This window comes from Chryseobacterium mucoviscidosis, assembly GCF_002177115.1.
GTDB lineage: Bacteria > Bacteroidota > Bacteroidia > Flavobacteriales > Weeksellaceae > Chryseobacterium > Chryseobacterium mucoviscidosis.
In genome coordinates, this window is record NZ_MVAG01000128.1 from 527,377 (window position 1) to 552,976 (window position 25,600).

The 25,600-nt window shown below is 36.7% G+C and carries 22 protein-coding genes; 14 read left to right on the top strand and 8 right to left on the bottom strand.

Annotated elements, in window-relative coordinates; translation table 11 throughout:
• Positions 1 to 8 precede the first annotated feature (8 nt).
• From porU to B0E34_RS16985, 3 genes are all read left to right on the top strand, one after another.
• A complete protein-coding gene (porU, locus tag B0E34_RS16970; RefSeq protein ID WP_087711391.1) occupies positions 9 to 3,905 on the top strand; it encodes a type IX secretion system sortase PorU in 3,897 nt (1,298 codons plus the stop codon).
• A gap of 60 nt (positions 3,906 to 3,965) precedes the next feature.
• Positions 3,966 to 5,129: a type IX secretion system outer membrane channel protein PorV gene (porV, locus tag B0E34_RS16975; RefSeq protein ID WP_076394718.1), complete on the top strand. Its 1,164-nt coding sequence runs from the start codon at positions 3,966 to 3,968 to the stop codon at positions 5,127 to 5,129.
• Positions 5,130 to 5,578: 449 nt separating this feature from the next.
• On the top strand, positions 5,579 to 7,861 hold the full coding sequence (locus B0E34_RS16985) for an FUSC family protein (protein ID WP_087711395.1): 2,283 nt from the start codon (positions 5,579 to 5,581) through the stop codon (positions 7,859 to 7,861).
• Here the strand turns inward: B0E34_RS16985 and B0E34_RS16990 are convergent.
• The gene (locus B0E34_RS16990; protein ID WP_087711396.1) at positions 7,842 to 8,456 is read right to left on the bottom strand and encodes a 4'-phosphopantetheinyl transferase family protein; all 615 of its coding nucleotides are present in this window, start codon (positions 8,454 to 8,456) and stop codon (positions 7,842 to 7,844) included. The genes B0E34_RS16985 and B0E34_RS16990 overlap by 20 nt on opposite strands.
• A 243-nt stretch (positions 8,457 to 8,699) precedes the next feature.
• Between B0E34_RS16990 and ahcY the strand changes: the two genes are divergently transcribed.
• The 3 genes from ahcY to B0E34_RS17005 all read left to right on the top strand — a co-directional run bounded on the left by ahcY (position 8,700) and on the right by B0E34_RS17005 (position 12,342).
• Entirely contained in the window at positions 8,700 to 10,013 is a 1,314-nt protein-coding gene (gene ahcY / locus B0E34_RS16995; RefSeq protein ID WP_087711398.1) for an adenosylhomocysteinase, read from the top strand.
• A 219-nt stretch (positions 10,014 to 10,232) separates the two neighbouring features.
• Entirely contained in the window at positions 10,233 to 10,625 is a 393-nt protein-coding gene (yiaA, locus tag B0E34_RS17000) for an inner membrane protein YiaA (protein ID WP_076396732.1), read from the top strand.
• Between the two features lie 151 nt (positions 10,626 to 10,776).
• On the top strand, positions 10,777 to 12,342 hold the full coding sequence (locus B0E34_RS17005) for a BspA family leucine-rich repeat surface protein (RefSeq protein WP_087711559.1): 1,566 nt from the start codon (positions 10,777 to 10,779) through the stop codon (positions 12,340 to 12,342).
• A gap of 91 nt (positions 12,343 to 12,433) precedes the next feature.
• Here B0E34_RS17005 and purE read toward each other — a convergent pair whose 3' ends face one another.
• Positions 12,434 to 12,937, bottom strand: a complete 504-nt coding sequence (purE, locus tag B0E34_RS17010; protein ID WP_087711400.1) for a 5-(carboxyamino)imidazole ribonucleotide mutase — start codon at positions 12,935 to 12,937, stop codon at positions 12,434 to 12,436.
• A 145-nt stretch (positions 12,938 to 13,082) separates the two neighbouring features.
• On the opposite strand from purE, the gene B0E34_RS17015 reads away from it, so the two are divergent.
• The 5 genes from B0E34_RS17015 to B0E34_RS17035 all read left to right on the top strand — a co-directional run bounded on the left by B0E34_RS17015 (position 13,083) and on the right by B0E34_RS17035 (position 17,826).
• Positions 13,083 to 13,988, top strand: coding sequence for a DMT family transporter (locus B0E34_RS17015; protein ID WP_087711402.1), 906 nt, complete (start codon positions 13,083 to 13,085; stop codon positions 13,986 to 13,988).
• A 91-nt stretch (positions 13,989 to 14,079) separates the two neighbouring features.
• Positions 14,080 to 14,646: a hypothetical protein gene (locus tag B0E34_RS17020; protein WP_087711404.1), complete on the top strand. Its 567-nt coding sequence runs from the start codon at positions 14,080 to 14,082 to the stop codon at positions 14,644 to 14,646.
• 7 nt (positions 14,647 to 14,653) lie between these two features.
• A complete protein-coding gene (locus B0E34_RS17025) occupies positions 14,654 to 16,777 on the top strand; it encodes a cation:proton antiporter (protein WP_087711406.1) in 2,124 nt (707 codons plus the stop codon).
• A 62-nt stretch (positions 16,778 to 16,839) separates the two neighbouring features.
• Positions 16,840 to 17,277, top strand: a complete 438-nt coding sequence (locus tag B0E34_RS17030) for a hypothetical protein (protein WP_087711408.1) — start codon at positions 16,840 to 16,842, stop codon at positions 17,275 to 17,277.
• Between the two features lie 30 nt (positions 17,278 to 17,307).
• Positions 17,308 to 17,826: a hypothetical protein gene (locus B0E34_RS17035; protein WP_087711410.1), complete on the top strand. Its 519-nt coding sequence runs from the start codon at positions 17,308 to 17,310 to the stop codon at positions 17,824 to 17,826.
• 32 nt (positions 17,827 to 17,858) lie between these two features.
• Here the strand turns inward: B0E34_RS17035 and B0E34_RS17040 are convergent, their stop codons facing one another.
• Both B0E34_RS17040 and B0E34_RS17045 read right to left on the bottom strand, forming a co-directional pair.
• Positions 17,859 to 18,971, bottom strand: a complete 1,113-nt coding sequence (locus B0E34_RS17040) for a 5-(carboxyamino)imidazole ribonucleotide synthase (RefSeq protein WP_087711412.1) — start codon at positions 18,969 to 18,971, stop codon at positions 17,859 to 17,861.
• Between the two features lie 130 nt (positions 18,972 to 19,101).
• Entirely contained in the window at positions 19,102 to 19,647 is a 546-nt protein-coding gene (locus B0E34_RS17045) for a DUF1543 domain-containing protein (protein WP_087711414.1), read from the bottom strand.
• An 85-nt stretch (positions 19,648 to 19,732) separates the two neighbouring features.
• Here B0E34_RS17045 and B0E34_RS17050 point away from each other — a divergent pair, with 85 nt between their 5' ends.
• Together B0E34_RS17050 and B0E34_RS17055 are read left to right on the top strand one after the other, a co-directional pair.
• Positions 19,733 to 20,563 carry a sulfite exporter TauE/SafE family protein gene (locus B0E34_RS17050; protein ID WP_076396750.1) on the top strand — a complete coding sequence of 277 codons (831 nt, stop codon included), beginning with the start codon at positions 19,733 to 19,735 and terminating at the stop codon, positions 20,561 to 20,563.
• The gene (locus B0E34_RS17055; protein ID WP_076396752.1) at positions 20,563 to 20,946 is read left to right on the top strand and encodes a DUF1634 domain-containing protein; all 384 of its coding nucleotides are present in this window, start codon (positions 20,563 to 20,565) and stop codon (positions 20,944 to 20,946) included. Before B0E34_RS17050 ends, B0E34_RS17055 begins: the two co-directional genes overlap by 1 nt.
• Before the next feature lie 2 nt (positions 20,947 to 20,948).
• Here the strand turns inward: B0E34_RS17055 and bla are convergent, their stop codons facing one another.
• The 3 genes from bla to B0E34_RS17070 are packed head-to-tail and all read right to left on the bottom strand — an operon-like array spanning position 20,949 to position 22,647.
• Positions 20,949 to 21,806, bottom strand: a complete 858-nt coding sequence (gene bla, locus B0E34_RS17060) for a subclass B3 metallo-beta-lactamase (RefSeq protein ID WP_087711416.1) — start codon at positions 21,804 to 21,806, stop codon at positions 20,949 to 20,951.
• Positions 21,807 to 21,826: 20 nt separating this feature from the next.
• Positions 21,827 to 22,204: an SMU1112c/YaeR family gloxylase I-like metalloprotein gene (gloA2, locus tag B0E34_RS17065; protein WP_087711418.1), complete on the bottom strand. Its 378-nt coding sequence runs from the start codon at positions 22,202 to 22,204 to the stop codon at positions 21,827 to 21,829.
• Complete coding sequence (locus B0E34_RS17070) at positions 22,204 to 22,647, bottom strand: nuclear transport factor 2 family protein (RefSeq protein WP_087711431.1); 444 nt, start codon at positions 22,645 to 22,647, stop codon at positions 22,204 to 22,206. The genes gloA2 and B0E34_RS17070 overlap by 1 nt, the downstream gene beginning before the upstream one ends.
• Positions 22,648 to 22,785: 138 nt before the next feature.
• Between B0E34_RS17070 and B0E34_RS17075 the strand changes: the two genes are divergently transcribed.
• Positions 22,786 to 23,871: an endonuclease/exonuclease/phosphatase family protein gene (locus tag B0E34_RS17075; protein ID WP_087711433.1), complete on the top strand. Its 1,086-nt coding sequence runs from the start codon at positions 22,786 to 22,788 to the stop codon at positions 23,869 to 23,871.
• A 103-nt stretch (positions 23,872 to 23,974) separates the two neighbouring features.
• Here the strand turns inward: B0E34_RS17075 and B0E34_RS17080 are convergent, their stop codons facing one another.
• Entirely contained in the window at positions 23,975 to 25,393 is a 1,419-nt protein-coding gene (locus B0E34_RS17080) for an L-serine ammonia-lyase (RefSeq protein WP_087711435.1), read from the bottom strand.
• Positions 25,394 to 25,600: the final 207 nt, after the last annotated feature.

The window sequence follows — 25,600 nt, forward strand, 5'->3', positions numbered from 1 at the left end:
TAGTAAACATGAAACAAAAAATTTCTCTATTATTCTTATTAAGCTTTGTATCAACACTTTGGGCTCAAAGGATCACTATCGAATGGGATGGTGCTAAAATTCGAGACTTTGGTGAGACAAAACTCAATCTCCCAAATTTTAAAAATCAGGGATTTTTATTCAGCCAAAATAACATTTTTATCACAACTAAACAACAAGTTGGCGAAAACCAGTTAAAAGTTTCTAATCCTGTCTGGGAAAATGTTTCTGCAAGGGAGTTGTTTTCATTAAGCAAGGATCTTATTACGGATCAGGAGATAAAAGATGTAGTTTATTATAATGCGGACGGAGCAAGATATGCAAGCGCCAATGTGTCTCTTTTTAAAAATGTAAAAGGGCAAATCCAAAGATTGTCTTCATTTGAACTTTCGGAGACGAATGTTTCCAACAGTTTTGGAAATACCTTAAAATTAGGAACTACAAATAATCCTTTATCATCAGGAACTTTTTATAAAATAAGAGTTGATAAATCCGGAATATTTAAAATAACCCGACAGTTTTTGCAGGATAACGGCATCAATCCTTCTTCTGTAAATCCTAAAAATTTCAGAATTTACGGAAACGGCGGAATTATGCTTCCTGAAAACAATCAGGACGCAAGATACAGTGCTCTTCAGGAAAACGCAATTCAGGTAGTGGGAGAAGACGACGGTGTATGGAATGATAATGATTATGCTTTATTCTACGCACAGGGGCCGAATGGCTACAATTTATACAATAATTCGAACGGAAACGGTATTAAAAGAATTGAATCCAGAACATATCCGAGTGAAAACCTGAAGAATATTTATGAAGATTATTCTTATTACTTCATCAATTTTGATAAAGGTCCGGGAAAGAGGGTTCAGCCGGTAGATGTTAATTTACCTGCAACTCCTCTTATCACACGATTTGATAATTATCAGGTGATTAATGTAGACCAGAAAAACCTGATGAGAGTAGGAAGAACATGGGTGGAAGATACTCCTTTTGTAACAGACAAAACGGTTACTTTTACGACAGCCTCCCCTATTCAGTCTGGTGATGATATCCGCTATAAAGCACAGGTTATTGGCTATAAATCTCAAAAGAACAAATTGCTTTATAACATCAATAATCAAAATCCGATTCCTTTTACGGTTCCTACTCCGGATCTGAGTTCAACGTATGAATTTTATCCTATGAATTATTCGGGAGTCATATCCGGATTAAGCGGAAATCAGATTACCATCAATATGAAACCTGATATTACCCTGAATCCTAACGGAACTTTCTACCCGGATTATTTTGAGGTACAGTATAAAGATAATTTAAGCTTCAACGGTACTCAGATGAGTTTCCGTGATTTCTCTCTGGTTACCGGAAGCAATACCACTTATGGTTTCAGTCTTTCCAACGCTTCTGCGGCAGAGCAGATCTGGGACGTTACGGATATTACCAACGCCAACAGAAGGGTAAATAAAGCAGCAGGAAGTGCATCATTTAATTTTGCTTATACAGCATCTAATCTGAATTTCAATAATGAATTTGTGGCTTTCAGAGCGGATGCGGCATTCAGTCCTTCATTTGTAGGAAGAATTAATAACCAGAATATCTCAGCATTACAAAATGTAGATTATTTAATTATCACCACTCCTGAAATGCTGGGACAAGCACAAAGAATTGCCAACTATCACCAGACCAAAAACAATTATAATGTACAGGTGGTAGATACGGAAAAAATCTATAATGAATTCGGAAGCGGCAGCAAAGATCTTACGGCGATAAGAGATTTTGTAACGAAACTTAATACTCCACTCGGAACCCTAAAATATGTATTTATTTTAGGAGATACTTCATTTGATTATAAGAACAGAATCCCGGGTAATAACAATATCGTATCCAGCTATCATAGTGAAATTTCTCAGGATGTGATAAGATCATTCGTTACCGATGATTATATCGTGATGACGAAACCACAGACTGTAAGCTACATCGATTTTAATCTTCCAGATCTTCCTGTGGGCAGAATTCCGGCTGCCAATGCAACGGAAGCTTCCAATATGATTGATAAGACTTTAGCTTATTATAACAGTTTATCCGGTCAGTCTACGCCTTTCGGAGAATGGAAAATGAAACTGGATTTTGTTGTGGATGATGATAACGACGGGGGGCCCCCTTTCCATACTGTAATGAACAATTCTCTGGCAACGGTTTTTGAACAAAACAATACGACTTTAAAAGAGTATAACGTAAGAAAACTTTACCTTGATGCTTTTCAGGCGCAAAGTACAGCGGGAGGACAAAGATATCCTCAGGTAAACCAGGCGATCTCCAATGATATCGGAAACAGCCTTTATCTTTTCTATTTCGGACACGGAGGAATCAACGGATGGGCGCAGGAAAGAGTTTTAACATTATCTGAAATTCAGAATGCAAATAATTTCTCTAATGTGTACAGCAGATTTCCGTTTGTATCAACAATTACCTGTGAGTTCACGCTTTGGGATGATCCTGACGTTTCTTCTGCAGGAGAACAGTTTATGAAGCTTAAGCAGGGAGGTCCTGCAACGATGATTACTTCTAGCCGTGCAATCGACGTAGGTTATGGAGTAGACTTTACCAACCTTTTTACGCAAAATATCTTTAAACTTACCAACGATGATTTCGATACTTTAGGATATGCCCATCTGAATGCAAAAAAACAGAGAGGAGCTTCTTCAGAACATTTAAAGGTTAATCTATTAGGAGATCCTGCAATGAAACTGAGTAGACCTAAAAGATTATTGGTTATTGATAATATTGAGACTCCGGTTCCGGGATTAATCAGAGGATTGGATTTTGTAAAAGTAAAAGGACACATCAATAATCCGAACGGAACGGTAAACACAACGTTTAACGGAAGAGTAGTCATTAATATTTTTGATAAAAGATTAAATAAAACTACATTGAATAACGACGGAGGATTAACTCCGGTTCTTCAGTACACCGAGGAAGGAAGTGCAATTGTAAAAGCTTCCGGAACCGCTGTAAACGGAGTTTTCACTGTAGAATTTTATGTTCCGAAAGACATCAATTACGCAGTGGGAACAGGCAGAATTTTAGGATATGCGGATAATAAATCTTCTGATGTATTCAACAACCAGCCGGTTCAGGTGGGAGATATCAATCCGAACGGAATTAATGATAACGAACCGCCAAAAGTAAAACTGTATATGAACAATACCAACTTCGCAGACGGCGGTATCACAGACCAGAATCCGATGTTACTGGCTTGCGTTACGGATGATACAGGAATTAATTCCACAGGTTCTGGTATTGGTCACGATATTACAGTATATTTGGACGGACAAATTATCAATACAATTGTACTGAATGATTTTTATGCTTCAGGTGAAGGAAACGGATGTTTAAGCCCTAGTTTAGCAGACTATCAGAAAGGAAATGTAACGTATCCTTTCAGAAATCTTGCGGTGGGACAACACCAGTTAACATTTAAAGTTTGGGACATAAACAATAATTCTACAACTGCTACGTTAAATTTTGAAGTTAAGGATGAAGCGGATCAGCATTTGGTAATTAACCGACCTCTGAACTGGCCGAATCCGTTTACGAACAAAACGTATGTTCAGTTTGAGCATAATTGCGACGATATTCTGGATGTAAACGTTCAGATTTATACAATTACAGGAAAATTGGTAAGAACTTTATCACAGCCTGTGGTTGCAGAACCTTTCCTACAGGGCTTTAGAACGCCACGTCAGGCAATAGAATGGGACGGAAGAGACGATTTTGGGGCAACAGTAGCAAAAGGTACGTATATTTTTAAGATATTTGCAAAAAGTCAAAATCAAGAAAAATGCAAAGGAAGTGCTACGGCTGTAGAAAAAATGGTACTTTTGAAATAAATTTAAAACGATAACAGTAATAATATTAACAAAAAACTGATAATATATAAAAGACAACATATGAATTTAACTACTAAACTGCTTTTAGGAATTGGGTTAAGTGCTGGTTTTTTAGGCTATTCTCAAGATTTAAGCCTGGTAAGACCTGTATTAACCGGAGCTCCTTTCTTAAGAATCGCACCAGATGCAAGAGCCGGAGGTATGGGAGATCAGGGTGTGGTAACCTCGCCGGATGCTTTTTCACAATTCTGGAATGCAGCGAAATATCCTTTCAGCAGATCGAGTTCTTCCGTAGGGTTAAACTACACGCCTTACATGGGAAAACTTACCAATGATGTGTTTTTATTATACGGAGCCTTCCACAAATTCTTAGGGCAGGAAGAAAGATCTACCATCTCTGCAAGTATTTATTACTTCAATATGGGAGAAGTAGACCTTACTCAGTTAGTAGGAAACGAAGTAACTTCAATGGGAACCTCAAAACCAAACGAATTTTCCATCGACGTAGCTTATGGTCTTAAACTATCCGATTCATATTCAATGGCGGTTACCGGGAGATATATCCGTTCAGACTTAGCCGGAGGATTCAACACAGATACAACGCTTAAACCGGCAAACTCTTTTGCGGTAGATGTTTCAGGATACTATACATCTCCAAGATTCTCGAGTTTAGGAGGAATGGATGGAAAAATCAATGCAGGTTTTGCTGTTCAGAACTTAGGTCCGAAGCTGGATTATACAGGAAACGAAGATTCAAGATCTTACCTTCCTACTATGGCAAGACTGGGACTTGGCTACGATATGTATCTTGATGATATGAACAGAGTGGGAATCAGCGTGGAAGGATCAAAAATCTTAGTTCCGGGTTCGGAATATGCAGGAATAGATCCGAACACGAGACAGCCGATCTATCAGGTTCCAAATGTAGGTGTAATGGCGGGAATTGGAAAATCTTTCAAAAACAAAAATTCCATCATGTATAGTGGTGCATTAGAATATTCTTATGACAATGCATTCTCTGTAAGAACAGGATATTTCCATGAAAGTGAAGAACAGGGAGCAAGACAGTTTGCAACTGCGGGTATCGGATTAAAATACCGTTCTTTCGGTCTGGACGTTTCTTACCTGATTAATATGTCTAAAATTAATACCGCTTTGGATAACACCCTTCGTTTCGGACTTACATGGAACATTGGTGATGAAACCTCAAACGTAGATAATTAAAATCTTAAACATACCATACAAAAGTCTCATAATTTATGGGACTTTTTTGTTTTTAGAACTCTACTTCTTTTTCAGGTGAGCTTTTTCGTGCTATCCGCTCATACTCCTCGCTCCTGCGCCCGCCGATCTCAATCCCTCCCCTTTCCCATTTCTGCTGTGGGGTAACCGCTGCTATCACGGCTAGGTTTTTGTATGTGATTTCAATATTTCGGAATAATGACAAGCCCATACTATAATACATATTGGATATATAAAGACCACCCCGTCAAAAATTCTTACGAATTTTTGCCACCCCTCTAAAGGAGGGGAATTAAAAAGCTCATAGAAGAAAAATTCATATTTAACTTACAAAGTAAATAAACGATTTACATCTTGAGATTTTTCAAAAATTTAATAATTACCGCATAAAGTAAAACGCACAATTCACATTTAACTCTTATTTTTGTAGCATGAACTACTCTGCAGAACTCAAAAAATTCGTAACCAGTCAATATGTATATTCTGCGATCAGAATTACACTGGCTACCGTTCTGCCCTGTCTTGTTCTCGCCCACTTCGGGATTTTGAAAGAATATTTCCTGTTTCCCCTCGGAACCAGCTTTGTTGCCTTAACAGATCAGCCGGGACCTTTCATCAGAAGAAGAAATGCATTAACTTTTGCCATATTCTGCTTTGTATTCGTTGCAACGGTTGCAAGTCTTGTGATGAACTTTAAAATTCTGGTTTTTGCAGAAATTATTGTCTTCGGAATGTTCTTTTCCCTGATCGGAGTTTACGGACAGAGATTAGCTGCCGTTGGTTCTTTATCATTGGTTGTTCTTGCGATTTTCATCGACGGACATTTAACCGGAACCAATATTTTCAAAAGTTTACTGATTTTTGCTTCCGGATGTACTTGGTTTTTATTGATATTTCTTGTCGTAACGACCATTCAGCCTTACAAACTGGCAAGCCAGATGATTGGAGAAAATTATCTTCAGTTAGCCGAATTTTTAAAAATCAAAGCCAATTATTACCAGAAAAATCCGGATTTCGACAAACTGACTACTCAGGTTATCGCCAAACAGATCGGGATCAAGAACCTTCAGGAAGAAACCAGAGAAACGGTTTTCAAGACGAGAACTATTGTAAACGAATCTACTACAACAAGCCGTTTGCTGATGCTGATGTTTCTGAATTCTATGGATCTTCATGAAAAACTGATGACTTCAGAAAGTGATTATCAGAAATTGCAGCAGATTTTTGACGACACCACTATTCTTGTGGATATTCATGATTATCTTAATCTGCTTGCCGAAGAAATTACCAACATCGGAATCGCCCTGCAAATCGGGACAAAAGCAAAACCGTTATTTAATTTAGATACAGAACTGAGCAATCTAAATCATAATTATTTCGATCTCAGAAACAAAAAAATATCTCCCGAAAATTTCGAAAACTTCATGGTGCTGCGCCAGATTCTGATGCGCATTAACGAAATCACCAAAGAAATTGATGAGATTTATAAAGTTTTCTCCCAGAATGTAAAGCTTGCAAAAAGTCTTTCCACTGGTCTGGATCTTAAAAAATTCATGCCCAATGAGGAAAAACTGAATTTCAGAGTTTTAAGAAACAATATTTCACTTTCGTCATCTCATTTCAGACATGCTTTGAGAATTACGATTGCGTTATTATTGGGATATCTTTTCTCATTATTCCAGTTTTTAGGAATCGGACACACCTATTGGATTTTAATTACCATTGTTGCGATCTTAAAACCCGCCTACTCCATTACCAAACAGAGAAATCTGCTCCGTTTGTACGGAACTGTTGCCGGAGCTGTAATTGCCTATGGAATTCTGCATTTCATCCACATTAACGAAGTTTTATTTACCATTCTTTTATTAAGCATGATTATGTGTTTCAGCTTTCTGAAGGGAAAATATTTCTGGGCAGTTCTGTTTATGACGATTTATATTTTTCTGAGCTTTAATTTTTTAAGTCCCGGAAAAGTCAACATCATTTTTAAAGACAGAATTGTAGATACCATTATTGCAGCCATAATTACTTCTCTGGTTGCCTACATCGTTCTTCCGGTTTGGGAGCATACCCAAAATCTGGATTTGATGAAGAAATCTGCGGAAGCCAATCTCAGTTATTTCCAAAGTGTAATTTCCAAGTTTCTGGAAGAAAAATATGATCTTGAAGATTATAAAGTAAAGCGTAAAAACGCTATTATTTCGTTGGCAAATCTTTCCGACAATTTTCAGAGAATGATTTCCGATCCTAAAAATCAGCAGAAAAAACTGGAAGTGGTACATCAGTTTGTGGCAACATCGCATCTTATTACAGCCTACACCGCTTCCCTTTCACAATATGTAAAGGATGATGAAAAGTATCCTGAAATTGATGCAGAAAGCTGGAGCAGAAAAATAGAAGCCGAAATGCAGAAAGTTTCTATTCTTTTGCATGGAGATACCATAACAGAAGAACTAAAAAAGGAAAGCCGCATTGAACCTGAAGATTCGTCTCTGGAAGATTTAATTTTAAAAAGAAAAACCGAGCTTATAGAAAACGAAGCGTATGATGTACGGGATCCGAATAAAATTTCTCATTTAACGGAGCTTAAAAATATTCACGATGTTCTGGAACTGATCTTTGACGTTGCCAAAGAACAGAGAAAAGTAATTGAAAAATACAGAAATGAAACAGATTCTGTTGAAAAGGGCAATCCTATTCTTCAACAATCGTAAAGCAGTAATCGTCGAAAAATTCTACCCTTGCTTTAAATTCATCTGAGATTTTATCATCATGAACCCTGCATTTGATGTGATGAAGGTATTTCAGTTCAAAAGGCTTCACTTCATAATGCTTTTTCAGCGACCAGTGTTTGGAATGATGAATTTTATACATACTTTCTTTAACGCTCCAAATAATCGTGTAAAAAGTCACTTCATTGTCTGATGGAATAAATCCGCGTTCATTTTCGTAGGTGAATTTATCAATGACCCTTAAAATTTTAGGATTAAATTTCTCGATATCTATTCCTATTTTATTCTTTGAAATAGCGATGGCTGCAAAAGGAAATGAATGCGTAATGGATATTTCCGCATCTTTCGGAGATAAAAATGGTTCTCTTTCTTTATATAAAATCTTGGAATCAGGTTTTAGGCTTTTTAATAATTTACGCACCATTAAAACTTCCAGTAATTTTTTGGGATGATAATCTTTTACTTTATCGGCATTTTCGGGTTCCAGAAGTTCATGGATGTCCAGTGTTTCATCTTCATCATATTTCCATACGAGAATTGTAGCATTATCATCAGAAAAATCGCGGTAAAGTGGCATGTATTGAATTATTTTGCTAAAATAACAATTTCTTATGAATCGTATTTTGAATTCAGAAGTATTCAAAATTATTAAATTCAGATTTATATTATCTATTATCTTAAATGTTGTTATCTAAAATGCAATAAAAATCGTTATAATATGCTTAATATCATATATTTCTTGAGGGAACAGCGTTTTTTTATCTAAATTATTAATTGTAATTTTGCACATTATCAATTGAATTAAAACTTATTCATTCATATGAGTACTACAACACAATACATGCCTTATAAAGTTAAGGACATCTCCCTTGCAGAATGGGGAAGAAAAGAAATTACCCTTGCTGAAGCGGAAATGCCTGGTTTGATGGCAATTCGTGAAGAATACGGACCATCTCAACCGTTAAAAGGTGCAAGAATCGCAGGATGTCTTCACATGACGATCCAGACTGCTGTACTTATCGAGACATTGGTAGCTTTAGGTGCTGAAGTTACATGGTCTTCTTGTAATATTTTCTCTACTCAGGATCACGCTGCTGCTGCTATTGCTGCTGCAGGAATTCCGGTTTACGCTTGGAAAGGTATGAACGCTGAGGAATTTGACTGGTGTATAGAGCAGACTATTTTCTTTGGTGAAGACAGAAAACCACTGAACATGATTCTTGATGACGGGGGTGATTTAACCAATATGGTTTTTGATAAGTTCCCTGAACTTACTGCAGGAATTAAAGGTCTTTCTGAAGAAACAACAACAGGTGTTCACAGATTGTACGAAAGAATGAAGAACGGAACTTTGGTAATGCCTGCCATCAACGTAAACGATTCTGTAACGAAATCTAAATTCGACAACAAGTACGGATGTAAAGAATCTGCAGTAGACGCTGTAAGAAGAGCCACAGACATTATGTTGGCAGGAAAAAGAGTGGTAGTTTGCGGATACGGAGATGTAGGTAAAGGTACTGCTGCTTCTTTTAGAGGAGCGGGTTCTATTGTTACGGTTACTGAAATTGATCCAATTTGTGCGCTTCAGGCTGCAATGGACGGTTACGAAGTAAAAAGATTAGATACTGTAGTGGATAACGCAGATATCATCATCACAACAACAGGTAACTTCAACATCGTAAGAGGTGAACATTTCCTTAAAATGAAAGATAAAGCGATCGTTTGTAACATCGGACATTTCGATAACGAAATCGATATGGCTTGGTTAAACGACAACTACGGTCACACAAAATCTGAAGTAAAACCTCAGGTTGATATCTACACTGTAGAAGGTAAAGAAGTAATTATTCTTGCGGAAGGTAGACTGGTAAACTTAGGATGTGCAACTGGACACCCAAGTTTTGTAATGTCTAACTCTTTCTCTAACCAGACTTTGGCTCAGATCGAACTTTGGAACAACTCTGAAGCTTACGGAAACGAAGTATATATGTTACCTAAACATCTGGATGAAAAAGTAGCAGCTCTTCACCTTAAGAAATTAAGCGTTGAACTGGAAACTCTTTCTCCTGAGCAGGCGGAATATATCGGGGTGGATGTGAAAGGTCCATTTAAGCCTGAGTATTACAGATACTAATAAGCATATCTGCTTTTATATATTGAAACTCTCCTTTTTGGGAGAGTTTTTTTTGGTCTTTCCGGCGGCGGCTTCGCCGCCGGAAAGACCAAAAACCAATGAATAATTACTTTTCATCCAATAAATTTAAATTACAGACAATAAAATTTAATCATTTAAGTTGTCGTTCACATTTAATTTAAATTAATATCTTTGAAACCTTTAACAAAAACATTAAACATGAAAAAGCAAAATGTATCAACTGCATTTGTCGCGGCATCCTGGGTTGCTTTAGGAGCCGGAATGATTGGTTTTATCGTAGGTTTAGCGAGAGCGGAAATGCAGCTTAATGAGAAAGGATATTATTTCACGATTCTTCTGTACGGACTGTTTGCCGTGGTTTCTTTGCAGAAAGCAGTGCGTGACAGGCTGGAAAACATCAAAGTAACTGATATCTACTATGGAATCTGTTGGTTTGCTACCCTTTCCTCCATTGTGTTACTGGCAATCGGCTTATGGAATGCCACCATTCTTCCGAGTGAAAAAGGCTTCTACGGATTTGCCTTTTTACTGGCACTTTTCGGAGCCATTGCGGTACAGAAAAATACGCGCGACAATATGCTTCAGGAATAAATGATTACACTCTCCAAATTCGGAGAGTTTTTTTTATACTACATCTTTCGAAAAAAAATATTTTGTTAATATTTTTTATTAAAATATGATTTTTAATGAAAATTTTAATTATTTCATTACTTTTACAAAAATTAATTCACAAAATATTAACATGATTAAAAAACTAATAACCGCCAATCTTTTCATGCTTTTACTTCAGACAGTTCATGCGCAGAATGAATTCATTACGATCTGGAAACCCAATACCTCATCCCATAATCTGCTGAATCCTGTAATGCCTTCAACAGCGGGAGACGGACAGATCTGGTTTCCGGGAATCGGGGAAAATTATAAAATTGTTTGGGAAGAAGTTGGTTTTCCATCGCACACAGGAACGATGAATGACGTAACTTCAACCGAACGTATTCTTATAGATTTCGGAACTCCTCTCAATCCTAATGCAGCAGAAGCTAAATACAGAGTAAAAGTATCCAATGGAAACGGAACTTTCAGACAGATAAAATTCGGAAAAAATGTAATCTCTTCAAGCCTTATTGCTGATATTCCAGTAATTTCAACTTCGGGAAGTACCAATAAAATTGTAGAGATTGAACAATGGGGAAACATCCAGTGGACTTCTATGAATAACGCTTTTGCGCAGTGCATGAATATGGAACTTACCGCAACAGACTCTCCGGATCTTTCAAATGTAACAGACGTTTCTATGATGTTCAACAATGCTTATAATTTTAAAGGCGCTCCTTCGATGGCAAATTGGGATACCTCTAGCATCCAGAACTTTAAATACATGTTCGGATATATTTCTACGCCACCAATAGGCTTTCCGTTGATTGAATCTTTCAATGCACCGATAGGATCATGGAATTTATCTTCAGCCGAAGATCTCAGTTATATGTTTACCAGAAGAAAAGCCTTCAACCAGAATTTAAACAACTGGAATGTTTCGAAGGTGACAAATATGGCATATATGTTTGCCGAAACACAAGCCTATAATCAGCCAATGAACAACTGGAATACATCAAAGGTTACCAATATGACCTTCATGTTTCATTTCAATCCTGCGTTCAATCAGCCTCTCGATCAGTGGAATACATCGAATGTTACAAATATGGGACATATGTTCCACGGCTGTTCTGCCTTCAACCAGACCATTAATGTATGGAATACCAGTAAAGTTACGGATATGAATACCATGTTTACTGAAGCCACAAGTTTTAACCAAAGTTTACATTCATGGAACATCCCGGTTCTTACATCAGGAAATAATATGTTTTATAATTCAGGCATCAATTGTGAAAACTACAGCAATATTCTTTACGGCTGGGCTCATAATCCGAACACCGCAAACAATGTATTTTTACAAAGCTTAAGTCCGCTTACCTACTCCGGCGCAGTGGCTGGTGAAAGAAATATTCTTATCGGAAAAGGCTGGACGATAACAGGAGATTCTGCATCTGAGTGCAACTTTCTGGGCACTTTAGACATCAAAAACCAAAGAGATAAAGAAGAGATCTATCCAAATCCGGCAACAAACTTTATTTTCGTTAAAACATCTGATGCTAAAAATTATACCATCTTCGACCAAAGCGGAAGAATCGCTGCAAGAGGAATTTTAACCAACGGCGAAATTAATATTGACTTTTTAACTGCCGGAAATTATGTATTACAGATCAATTCCAAAGGAAAAAGCCAGTCATTTAAATTCATTAAAAAATAAAAACCTCACCAAACGTGAGGCTGTATTCCAAGCTGTAAATGATCCTTATTTTAAATTTGCTCAAAATAATTAATCGATCATTTACAGTTAATTATTTATCAAAATGATTTGGGTGCTGTGCTTTGATAGCATCCACTGTTCCCAGAACTTTTTCTTTTAAAGATTCCTGATATATCTGAAGATTTTCAGCAACGGTTTCATCAGAGCTTCCGATAATTTTTGCAGCTAAAATCCCCGCATTCAAAGCACCGTTCAAAGCCACTGTAGCTACAGGAATTCCACCCGGCATTTGCAGGATCGATAATACAGAATCCCAGCCGTCAATAGAATTACTCGATAAAATCGGAACTCCGATCACCGGTAAAGTTGTGCAGCTTGCTACCATTCCCGGAAGATGGGCTGCTCCTCCCGCTCCGGCAACAATTACTTTCACTCCCCTTTCTTTAGCGGTTTTCGCGTAATCAAACATTCTTTCCGGTGTTCTGTGGGCAGAAACTACCGTCAGTTCATAAGGTATGTCTAAAGATTTTAAAAAATTCGCTGCCTGTTCCATGATCGGTAAGTCGCTCTGACTTCCCATTATTATTCCTACCATTTTTCAATTTATTAGATGTTCAAAGATAAAAAATTAAAAAACCTCACGCAAAAAGGCTTAAAAGTTGTTGGATAATATTGATGAAGCTCAGGAAAGCTTTTGAATGAACTTTTAATTGAATATATTTGCCGCTAAGACCACCATTTTGAAAGATTTTAAGCTTACTCTTGCCATTCTCACCGTTGCTGTTGTCTGGGGAACTACATTTTTATCAATCCGCGTTGCTGTTGAAACCATTCCGGCTTGGTTTGTTGCGGGAATCCGCCAGTTTCTGGCAGCAGTTATCATGCTTTTCATCTTACTGTACAGAAAACAGTTCCAGTGGATCGGCTGGAAAAATCTGGGATATCAGCTTATTTTTTCTTCATTGATGCTGATTATGGCAAACGGACTGACAACGGTAGCGGAAGAAACCTTAACCAGCAGTTTAACTTCATTAATCAGTGCCACTTCACCCATTGTCGTATTTTTAGGAAGTGTGGCAATCGGGTTGCAGAAATTCACCGTTCGTGCAATGTTGGGGCTTTTCATGTGTTTTGGAGGGATTTTATTCATCTTCTGGGACGGTATTAACGATTTAGCCAATCCGGATTACAGATTTGGGATTCTCCTTTTACTCTTTGCCATTGCAGGATGGGCTTCAGGAACAATTTTCACTAAAAAAATGAATATTCAGAGTAAAAATATTTCGCTGAATCTTTTTTATCAGTTTGCTTTTGCAGGGATCATTCAGATTATCTTTGCTTTACTTTTCAGCGAAAATTATAACTTCGAAAATTGGTCTGTAAAAAGTATTTCCGCAATGCTTTACCTTTCGCTTTTTGGCTCTGTTGCAGCTTTTTTCGCCTATCATTATGCTTTAACCAAAGTTTCTCCGGTTCAGGTTTCCATTCTGGCTTACATCAATACCATTATTTCGATTTTCTTGAGCTGGCTGATCCTTAATGAAGAAATTTCAGCTAAATTTATCATTGCAGCAATATTGATCATTTTGGGTGTTTTTGTTATTAATTACAACAGAGAAATGTTCAAAAAACAACGAATCGGATAAAAATTAGTCTGAATTATTACTGTTCAGACAAAAATACAGACTTTAATCTTTCCGTTTTTTTTCCTATATTGTTTTCACCAAGTTATTCAATATGATAAAAAACGCCTTATTTGCAGTTTCTGCTATTCTTCTGCTTTTAACAAGCTGCGACAATAGAAAAAAGGAAAATGACCTTACTTTAAGAGAGCAGCAATTACTGGAAAAAGAAAAATCATTCGCCCAGAAAGAATCTGAATATCAGTCTCTTTTAAAAATGAGAGACAGTATTTTTGCTAAAAAAGATTCTGTGAAAATTGTGGTCTGGCCTGCTGAAATTGCCGGATCCTGGACGGGAAAAGTGGTCTGTACAGAATCCAACTGCAGCGATTATGTAGTCGGAGATCAGCGTACCGATACGTGGGAATTCGACAGCGATTCTATCCAGTTGGTTACTAAGATCATCAATAACAATAATCTGGTAAGACTTTACTCCGGAAAATTTGAAAACAACGAGGCAAAGCTTACTTTTAAAACAGATTCTACTTCGAAAAAACAGGTCGAAATGAATGTGCTTCTCAATGATTTTTCAGCCAATAAAATTAGAGGTACAAGAACCATTGCAGTAGACAACAACTGTATGGCAAAATTCTCTGTAGAACTTATCCGTTCCACCAAATAAACACATAATGACTTTACTGAGCATACACAACCTGAGTCTTCCCATCGAAGACCCGGTACTTAAATTTCTTCTGGTTTTAATTATTATTCTTGCCGCACCATTGCTTTTAAATAAAATAAAAGTTCCTCATCTGTTGGGATTGATTATCGCAGGAGCAGTAATCGGTCCGAATGGCTTCAATGTTCTTGCAAGAGACAGCAGTATTGTGGTGACAGGAACTACTGGACTGCTTTACATCATGTTTCTTGCCGGACTGGAAATAGACATGGGTGATTTCAAAAAAAATAAATGGAAAAGTCTCACCTTCGGAATTTATACCTTTACCGTGCCTTTTGTTTTAGGATATTTCGGAGCCTATTATATTCTGCATTTTTCTGTCCTTACCTCTGTTCTTTTTGCCAGTTTATTCTCGTCACACACATTAATTGCCTATCCTTTGATAAGCAAGTTGGGAATTGCCAAAAACCCGGCAGTAAATATTACGGTGGGCGGAACGATGATTACAGATATTCTTGCGCTTTTGGTTCTTGCCGTAATTGTGGGAATGTCGCAGGGTGATGTCGGCACAGAATTCTGGGTGAAACTTTCAGTCTCATTCGTTGTGTTCGGACTGATTGTTTTGCTGATTTTCCCCATGATCGGACGTTGGTTTTTCAAAAAAGTAGATGATAAAATTTCGCAGTATATTTTTGTTTTGGTGATGATCTATCTCGCCGCTTTACTGGCAGAATTGGCAGGAGTTGAAGCCATTATCGGAGCGTTCTTTGCAGGATTGGCTTTAAACAGGCTGATTCCTCACACTTCATCACTGATGAACCGTGTAGAATTTGTCGGAAACGCAATTTTCATTCCTTTCTTCCTGATCAGTGTAGGAATGCTGATTGATTTCAAAGTTTTTTTCAAAAGCTGGGAAACAATGGAAGTCGCCGGAATTATGCTTGTAGCTTCGATTGGCGGAAAATATCTTTCGGCGGTAGCTACACAGAAAACATTCAGGCTTACCAAAGAAGAAGGAAAGCTGATTTTCGGACTGAGTTCTGCTTCGGCAGCGGCAACGCTGGCTTCAGTAATGGTAGGTTACAATATTATCCTTTCGGAAACGGAAACGGGAGAACCGATCAGATTATTAAATGAACACGTTCTGAACGGAAGTATTCTGCTGATTCTGATTTCATGTACGATATCATCATTTGTTTCGATGGCAAGTGCACAGAAAATAGCGGAACAGGACAATGAAGATACGGTTTCCGGAAATACGCATGAAGAGGAAAATATTCTTTTAGCTTTAAATTATGAAGCTACCGTTGAAAGAATGGTGAATCTGGGAATTTTAATTAAAGCACATTCCAACACAGAAAATATATTCGCACTGAACGTCATTAACGAAGATAAAAATGAATCTTCTGTAAAAAATGCCGAAAAACTGCTGCACAGCGCTACAGATACGGCTGCTGCTGCGGATGTAAAGCTTCAGCCACTGAAAAGATACGATAACGATGTCATCAACGGAGTGAATAACGTTATTAAAGAACAGAATATCACCGATATCATCATCGGACTGGAAGATGAAAAAGGTTTTTCCCCTTCTTTTGTGTATAATCTTTACAACGGCTATCTTCAGAACGACCACGTTAATGTTTTGGTGTATCACGCTGCACAGCCTTTGTCGACCATCAAAAAATATGCGGTGATGATTCCCGAAAATGCCCATAAAGAAGCAGGTTTCTTTCATGCGCTTTTGAGGGTTTGGAATATAGCCAGAAATTCCGGAGCGACGATTGTTTTTTATGCTTCGGAAACTATTTTAGACATTCTTCAGAAAATTATTAAAAAAGCCAATATCGAAGCGGAATTTATCATTATGAATTCATGGAAAGACGGCGAAAAAACCGCAGCGGAACTTAAAGAAGATGAAGCTTTAATTGTTTTTATGGCAAAAAGAGGCATGAAATCCTACATTCCGCAGATGAGGCTGATTCCGGAACTTTTGAACCGAAATCTTCGCAATAATAATTATCTTTTGATTTTTCCGTTCTCCGAATTTGATGAAAATGATGTGGAAAAACGTTCCGTAGGAAATCATGATGATTTTATGGAAATCGGAAATGTGATTAAGAAGATTTTTAAGTAAAAAGTGTATATTATATTCAAATAATATTTATATTTCACTTGTTAAAAACTAATTACCAAATCATGAATGAAACAGAAAGAATCAACGAAGATTTAAGGCAATATAAATTGTTTAAAATTAAGAGAGTAAATACGCATGAACAAAAATTCAAAGAGTTAAAAAATGATTTTGTAAAAATTCAAAAAAATGAAATTTTGAATTATTTGATCGCTTTTCTTAATATGGCTGTTATAGTTCTATCACTATACAATCTCTTCAAATTATTCACCGTAAGTAATTATTTTGATAGTAATTTGGAAGTCGTTATTTTTAATATTTTTTCGATATTAGTATTTTCTTTATTCTTAACGTATAAATTTTGGAATTTTAATCTTAAACTTAAAAAATATATCAAAACAGCAGAGAACGCGCAAAGTTATTTTCAAAACGAAAGTGAAAATTTAAGAAGTAATTATGAAAATTATGTTGATCATTATTTAAATGATATCAAAAGAAAATAAAGACATTAATTTTAGAAAAAGTTCAAATAAATGAAATTTACCTATATAATCTGTTTTATCCTATTCTTTGGAACATATGAATACAATTATGCCTGTGATTGTAATTATGAAGGAGGTTTTCTTAAAATGTCTTTAAATTCAAAATTAATCACAGTAGTTAAAGTAAAAAAGTTTATTACCTTCAAAGATATTAATGATGAGCAAGTTCCAATGTCTATGGAAGTTGAAGTTATTGAAGTTGTAAAAGGAAAAGAATCCAGAAAGACATTTATCATTTGGGGAGATAATGGAAATCTCTGTAGACCTTATCTTTCTTCATTTCAACTAAGTCAATACTACATCATGAGTCTTAATGCTGCGAGTGACGGAAGTAAGAATAACTATTTTCACATCAAAGAAAGACCAAAAGATTATTATATTTCAGCTTGCGGATGTTATTGGCTTACATTTAATAAAGATTCAAAAACAGTTTATGGAGATATTTCAAAAAATAAAAAAGAAATGAAGCTTACAGAGTTAAAAAATAAAATTAAAAAGACTGCCTCTTAAAGCAGTCTTTTTCAATGATGTTAATCGTAAAATTATTCGGAAATAACTCTTACCATTTCTTTTACCATTACCAGTTTTTCCATCAGTTCCTCTCTGGATTCTGCCAGAACATTGATGTGCCCCATTTTTCTTCCCGGTTTGGTTTCTGTTTTTCCGTACAAGTGAACGTAAGTTTCAGGAAGTCTTAAAACATCTTCCATTCCTTCATAAACTACTTTTCCGGAAAAGCCTTCTGCGCCCACTAAATTCAGCATTCCGCTGTAGATAATGGCATCTGTATCTGCCAAAGGTAAATTTTTTACCACGCGGTACATCTGCTCAAACTGTGAATTCGCATTTCCTTCCTGACTCTGATGTCCTGAATTATGAAGTCTCGGAGCCGTTTCGTTCACCCAGACTTTTCCTTCTTTATCTAAAAACAGTTCGATGGCGAAAAGTCCCGGAGAATGGATCGCATTAAGGAATTTTTCTGTGATCGAATTGATCTGCTCCTCAATTTCTTCGGTTAAAAAAACAGGACAGATGTTGAAATCCAGAAGATTAAGCTTCGGATCGGCAACCATTTCTGTTACAGGGAAAGTTTTTGTTTCTCCGTTTTCATTTCTGGCAACAATTACGGAAAGTTCTTTATCAATATCCACTAACTTTTCGATCACAGAATCCTGTATCCAGAGATTTTTCATGTCTTCATTGGAGCGGATTACCTGAACACCTTTTCCATCATAACCTCCTGTGTTCATTTTCTGTACAAACGGCAGAGGCATTTTGATTTCGTCGGAACTTCCGTCCATGATTTCAAATTCCGGACTTGGAATATCGTGCTCCGCGTAAAACTGTTTCTGAAGAATTTTCTGCTGAATCGTTTTAATGATTTTAGAATTCGGAACGACTTTTATCCCCTGATTTTCAAGTTCGGCAAGAGCATCCGCATTTACGTGCTCGATTTCGATGGTTACGACATCTTTATCTTTACCGAAATTTAGAACGGTTTCATAATCGTTGAAATTTCCCTGTGTAAAGTAGGAAATATTATGACAGGGTGCATCTGAAGCAGGATCCAGCGTATAAAATTCATCGTCGTATTTCAATGCTTCCTGAATCAGCATTCTTCCGAGCTGTCCTCCTCCTAAAATTCCAATTTTCATTTTTACTTTTATTTTCTGTTAGATTTAATATAGTTTAAAATTTAACGCTAAGCTCGCTAAGACTTTTTGAAAAATTCACTCATTATTTTTCGCTCGCAAAGGCGTTTCACTCAGCTATGAGCATTATGTTTTATTGAATTTTATCAATTTTCAGATATCCCAGTTCCACTACGTTTTCCTGATTTTCAGCATTGGATTTTATTAATGAAATCGAATATTTTTCTTTCATTTTTTCAGGAAGAATATCATTTACCTTAAAAATATCATCAATGTCTACACCGTGTTTATCATCGATATGACTTTCCGCTCCTTTGAATCCCATCGTTTTATAAAATTCTGTAGCTTTTGCTCTTTTTGTAACTTCCGCCATCGAATTTCCCACCATTAAATGCTGTTCATGAAATTCTTCAAAAAAACCTCTTTTATATCCTCCAAGGTTAATAAAATAAAGCTGTTCTTCCGATGTTTTCTCTCCTCTTTCTGTAATTTTCACTTCAAAACCATCAATAAAACGCACTTCCTGATAACAGTCGATGTGTATTTTAGCATCTTTCCAGAACTCTTTCATATCCGGAACCAGATCTTTCAGGCTTTCCGCAATTCCGAAGAAAACATCATGCTGCTCTATATTTCGTCCTTTCGGGGTGGCTCCGAGGATGATATAAAATAATTTCATATAAAATTCTGTTTGTGCAAAAATACGTCAAATTTATCTTTTTTAAACGTTTGGCAGACTAACGCAATAGTTTTATATTTGTAACATGTCAGAAATCATCATTCTCTTTCTTGGAGCAATTTCGGCAGGACTTCTGGGTTCTTTGACCGGATTGGGAGGAGGAGTTATCATTATTCCTTTATTAACGCTGGGTTTCGGCGTTCCTATGCATTACGCCATCGGTGCTTCTCTTATCTCTGTTATCGGAACTTCTTCCGGTGCGGCGGTAGCTTTTGTAAAAGAAGGCTTTACCAATATGAGAGTCGGGATGTTTTTAGAAATAGCCACTACTTCGGGCGCCATCGTGGGAGCTTTGGTTTCCGGAATGCTTAATCCGAATACGATCGGAATTATTTTCGCGAGTATTCTTCTTTTAACGGTTATTTTAAATTTAAAAGGAAAACCGGATCATCAGGAACCTATTATTAAAGGAAGTCTGGAAGAAAAATTAAAATTGTTCGGAACTTTTCCTGATAAAGGGGTGGTGAAAAGCTACTCTGCAAGAAATACAGTTCCCGGATTTCTGATGATGATGTTTGCAGGAGCCATGTCCGGATTGCTGGGAATCGGTTCCGGTGCGCTGAAAGTTCTGGCAATGGATAATATGATGAAACTGCCTTTTAAAGTTTCTACGACGACGAGTAATTTTATGATCGGAGTAACAGCGGTTGCGAGTGCGCTGATTTATTTTCAGAGGGGTGAAATTATTCCGGTTATTGCAGCTCCGGTTCTTATTGGGGTTGTGGTAGGAAGTTTTATCGGATCTAAAACGCTGATGGTTTCCAAAACCAAAAAATTAAAGACATTCTTTGCCATTGTCATCACAATTCTTTCGGTTTACATGATGTACAACGGTATCAATAAAAGCTTCAGATAATGAGAAAGAATTTCACGGATGTAGATCTGAACCGTTCGGTAGGAAATTTGCTGAGACTGGGAGTTATCCTTTCTGTTGCAACATCATTAATCGGCTTTATCAAACTTTTCACGGAAGGATTTAAAATGCCTAAAAAATATACTTCTCTGGATATGGGAGAATCTTCGGAAAAAGTGTGGGGACACTTCTGGAATTCGCTTTGCAAAGGAGAAGGAATGGCGATTATCCAGTTGGGAATTCTTCTTTTGGTTTTTACTCCTTTAATGAGAATTATTTTCGCATTAATCGGGTATTTAAAAGAAAAAGACTACATCTACGTAGTCATTTCTTCCATTGTTCTTGCAATTATGGCAATCAGTTTCTTTACGGGGTATGCGCATTAAACTTACTCAGATTTCTTCTTCAGAAAGTCTTTTTCTAAAGAATCGAGTTCGTCTAAATATTCTTTTTTGTTCATAAAAACTGCCGGATTGTACTTATTTTTTGGCTTATGCTTTTTGTGTAAATCAAACTGACTTGCATGGGAAGCAACCCAAATATCGAAATCCAGATTTTTCATGGCATTTAAAGTATATTCATAATCTTTTTCGATAGAAGGATACGCGGTAACTTCAGAAAACTTTTTGTCAATGATAATAGTCGGCATATTCGCAATTAAAACTTTATAGCTTCTTTTACTATCTTTGGTTTCAAACAGAAAACTGCATGATCCTTTCGTATGACCGGGATGATGAAACATTGTTAATTTAGCATCTCCAAGCGTTACTACATTTTTATCTTTTAAAATATAATCAGGTTTTACAGGTTTAAAAGTAACACCGTATTTTCCCAGTTCATAATCTGATTTCCCACCGCTTTTCAGGACATCGGCATCGGCTTCATCCACATATAATTTGGCTCCGGTTTCTTTTTTTATATCTGCCATTGCGCCCAAATGATCGTAATGCGCCTGTGTAAGCAACAATATTTTGGTATCCAGGTATTTAAAACCAAGCTTTTTAATATTATTTTTAATGATCGGAAGCGAATCTGCTAATCCTGTATTGATTAAGATATTTCCTTTATTGGTAACGATAAGATACGAAGCAAGATCGTACGTTCCTACGTAATACAGATTTCCGGCAATACGGAACGGTTCGTAAGATTGTGACCATTCTTTAGGATGATCTTTCGGTTCATTGACTTTCTGAGCATTGATATTGGTTAAAGCAAATGCGGCAAGAAGTATGACAATTTTTTTCATGATTAATTAAGTTTTAAAATTTACATTTCGTAAAATTCCAACGGAAGCTGATCCGGATCCTGTGTGAAGAAAAATTCTTTTCCGGTGTATTCGTCTATCCTTATTTCTTCGCACTCCAAACCTTTCTGACTTAATTCTTCTCTCTTTTCCTTTACATTTTCAACCGAAAAAGCCAAATGTCTTAAACCACATGATTCCGGTCTGGAAGGTCGTTGCGGAGGATTTGGAAAAGAAAACAGCTCAATGACATAATGATCTCCGATGGCAAGATCGAGCTTATAAGACTGTCTTTCTTCACGGTAAACTTCACGAATGATATTTAAATCTAAAATCTCTGTGTAAAATTTTTTAGAAACTTCGTAGTCTGAACAAATGATGGCAATATGATGAATTTTCATTACTTAATTTCTTTACAATTATCGTTTCTTCTGGTATCAATTACATACTGAATCTTCCATTCCGTCCCTTTTTTAATGAGCTGAAAACTGTTGGCTCCGCAATGAGAGAATTTTCTTTTGTAGTAAAATGAATACGGAGTAAAAACACTGGCAAGATTTCCGTCTGTATGGATGGCTTCAATAGTAATTTTTTCTTCGAGATCGCCTTTTGCCATTTGGGAAACAGAGTTTACAAAAGCTTCAATATCTTCGGTTTTTACGCCGTCTTTTGTAATGGTCTGAAGAATCGCGGTATCTGCAAAAGCAGATTTCATCATTTCCGGATCGGAATTTTTCATTCCGGCAAATAAATTGCGGATGGGTTTTTCAATTTCTGCATTCTGATTTTGCTGTCCAAAGCAAAGAGTTCCCAGTAACAGGGAAACAGCCCACATTTTGTTCATAGGTTAGATTTTTTTATCTGAAGGTTTAAAATAACGAAATTTTAAATTTAATTTCAAATGAATTAACAAAGTTTAAACAGCAATCCGTTTGAAAACTTATAAAATTACACTAAATTTATCTGTTTATTTGAAAAATATATGTGGACATTTTACCTGAGTCTGACCGTTTTATTATTAATTTTAACCATACTGCCTAAAATTCAGCATTCGCACTGGGTTTTCCGTGTGCCTGAATTTGGTAAAATACAGATCACATTTTTTACTGTTTTCACCTTTATTTTAGGTTTTTTTGTAAAAGATTCAACATACTTTTGGTATTTTCAGGGACTTTTAATCTTAATGTTCATTCATCACAGTATCATTCTCATAAAATATACTCCGCTTTATCCGGTTAAGAAGTTTTCTCAGAAGTACAAATCTTCAGATAAAGTACATTTTATTTCTGCCAATGTTTACCAGTTTAATACAGAATATGACCGTTTTATTCAGCTTATCGAAAAATGTAAGCCGCAAATGTTCCTCACGATGGAAAGCAACGGAGACTGGGAAAAAGCACTGCGAAAACTTGAAAAAGAGTATCCTTTTCAGCATAAAGTAACTCTGGAAAATACATATGGAATGCATTTTTATTCCAAATTAAAAATCGAAAGTTCCCAAACGCATTATTTCGTGGCAGATGATATTCCAAGTATTGAAGCGCATTTGAAAACCGAGGATGGATTTTCTTTCGTATTCTTCGGAGTTCATCCACCTCCGCCAAGCCCAACGGAAGAAGAAACCTCAAAAGAGCGAGACGGAGATCTTCTGAGTGCCGCCAAAAGAATTACCGAAATAAAAAAACCGGTGATTGTTGTAGGAGATTTCAACAATGTAGCGTGGTCGAAATCATCCATTCTTTTCAGGAAAACAAGTCATCTTATCGATCCGAGAATCGGGCGTTCTTTTGTTTCCACCTTTCATGCAAAATACCGTTTGCTGAGATTCCCGATTGATCTGATGTTTCACAGTGAAGAAATTTTTATTGAAGACCTGAAAACGCTTGATAATTTTGGTTCCGATCATCTTCCGGTGTTCTGTGAATTTTTCATTGATTATGAACAGGAGGAAGAACAGGAGGAACGAATTGATTATGCTACCGAAGAGGAAAAAGCTGAAGCCGAGGAAATGATTGAGGAAGGAAAAGAAGAAGATGGGGAGCGTGATGCAGTGGTGACGGAAGACTAAAAAACAATATAAATCTCATAATTTATTCCACAGAACTTAATAGATTTTCCATAGAATAAATTATGAACATTTTACTATTTTGTAAATCAACCGAAATTAAAAATTAACATTCCGGAACATTCACCGCAATTGCCAAACCGCCTTCGGAAGTTTCCTTAAAACGGTCATTCATGGATAAAGCGGTTTCCCACATCGTCTGGATTACTTCATCTAACGTTACTTTTGCTTTCGCTGGATCACTTTCCAGCGCAATATTTGCTGCCGTGATGGCTTTTATCGCTCCCATTGTATTTCTTTCGATACAAGGAATCTGTACAAGTCCTTTTATCGGATCACAGGTTAAGCCTAAATGATGCTCCATGGCAATTTCGGCTGCCATTAAAACCTGACCGACAGTTCCGCCTAAAATTTCGGTAAGACCGGCTGCAGCCATCGCCGAAGAAACGCCTACTTCAGCCTGACAACCGCCCATTGCCGCAGAAATGGTTGCATTTTTCTTAAATAAGGTACCGATTTCTCCTGCTACTAAAAGGAATCTCACAATATCATCTTCGCTGGTAAATTCCGTAAAAGCCTGTGCATACATCAGAACCGCCGGAATTACACCACTTGCACCGTTCGTAGGAGCAGTAATAATTCTTCCGAAACTTGCATTTTCTTCATTCACCGCCAATGCAAAACAGGAAATCCATTTATTGATATTGGTGAAATTTTCTTCGGCTTCTACAACCTGCTGAAACCATTCGTCTTTATTTTTATAGATTCTATCGCCCAGTAATTTCCTGTTGATTCCGGCTGCACGACGCGTAACGTTCAATCCACCTGGAAGAGTTCCTTCTTTATTGACGCCTTTGTAAATGCATTCTTTGATCTGCTGCCAAATGTAAAGTGCTTCCGCTCTTGTTTCGTCCTGTGTTCTCCAGCTTTCTTCGTTGATCAAGATTAAATCTGAAATACGATTCAATCCTAATTTTTCACAATATTTTACAATGTCTGAAGATTTATGACAAGGATATAAGGTTCGGACACAATGTTTCTGAATCGATTTTTTTTCCTGACTCATGATAAAACCGCCGCCTACAGAATAAAAATCCTGCACAAGTTCGGTTCCGTCTTCAAAAACAGCTTTGAAAATCATTCCGTTGGGATGATACTCAAGAGATTTTTTCATATTAAGCACCAGATGATGTCCGTAAATAAAAGGAATTTCTTTTTCACCTCCCAGATTGAGAATTTGGGTAGATTTTATTTTTTCTATTTTTTCATCAATTTTTGTGGTATCGATTGTTTTAAAATCTTCTCCATTCAGACCGAGCATTCCGGCAATATCGGTTCCGTGACCGATCCCCGTTTTTGCCAGTGACCCGAAAAACTCAAGGAAAACTTCTTTTACCTCTTCAATTGCTCTTTCTCTTTTAATAATCCTGATGAATGCAGATGCCGCATTCCAAGGTCCCATTGTATGCGAACTGGACGGACCTATTCCTACTTTTATAATCTCAAAAACCGATATTGATTCCATATAGAAAATTGCTCATTTTTCCTAAACGCAAAGATACACGATAAATCGAGATGCAAAAGCCGGAGTTGAAAATTCAGCTCCGGCTTTCTAATTAAAACTATATGAACACTTGTAGATAACCTTTTTTGTGTGAATGACGAATGGTGAATTTGCTTCGCATTCAATTGTGAATTGTTTTTAAGTTTAAATAAATTAACAATTTATTAT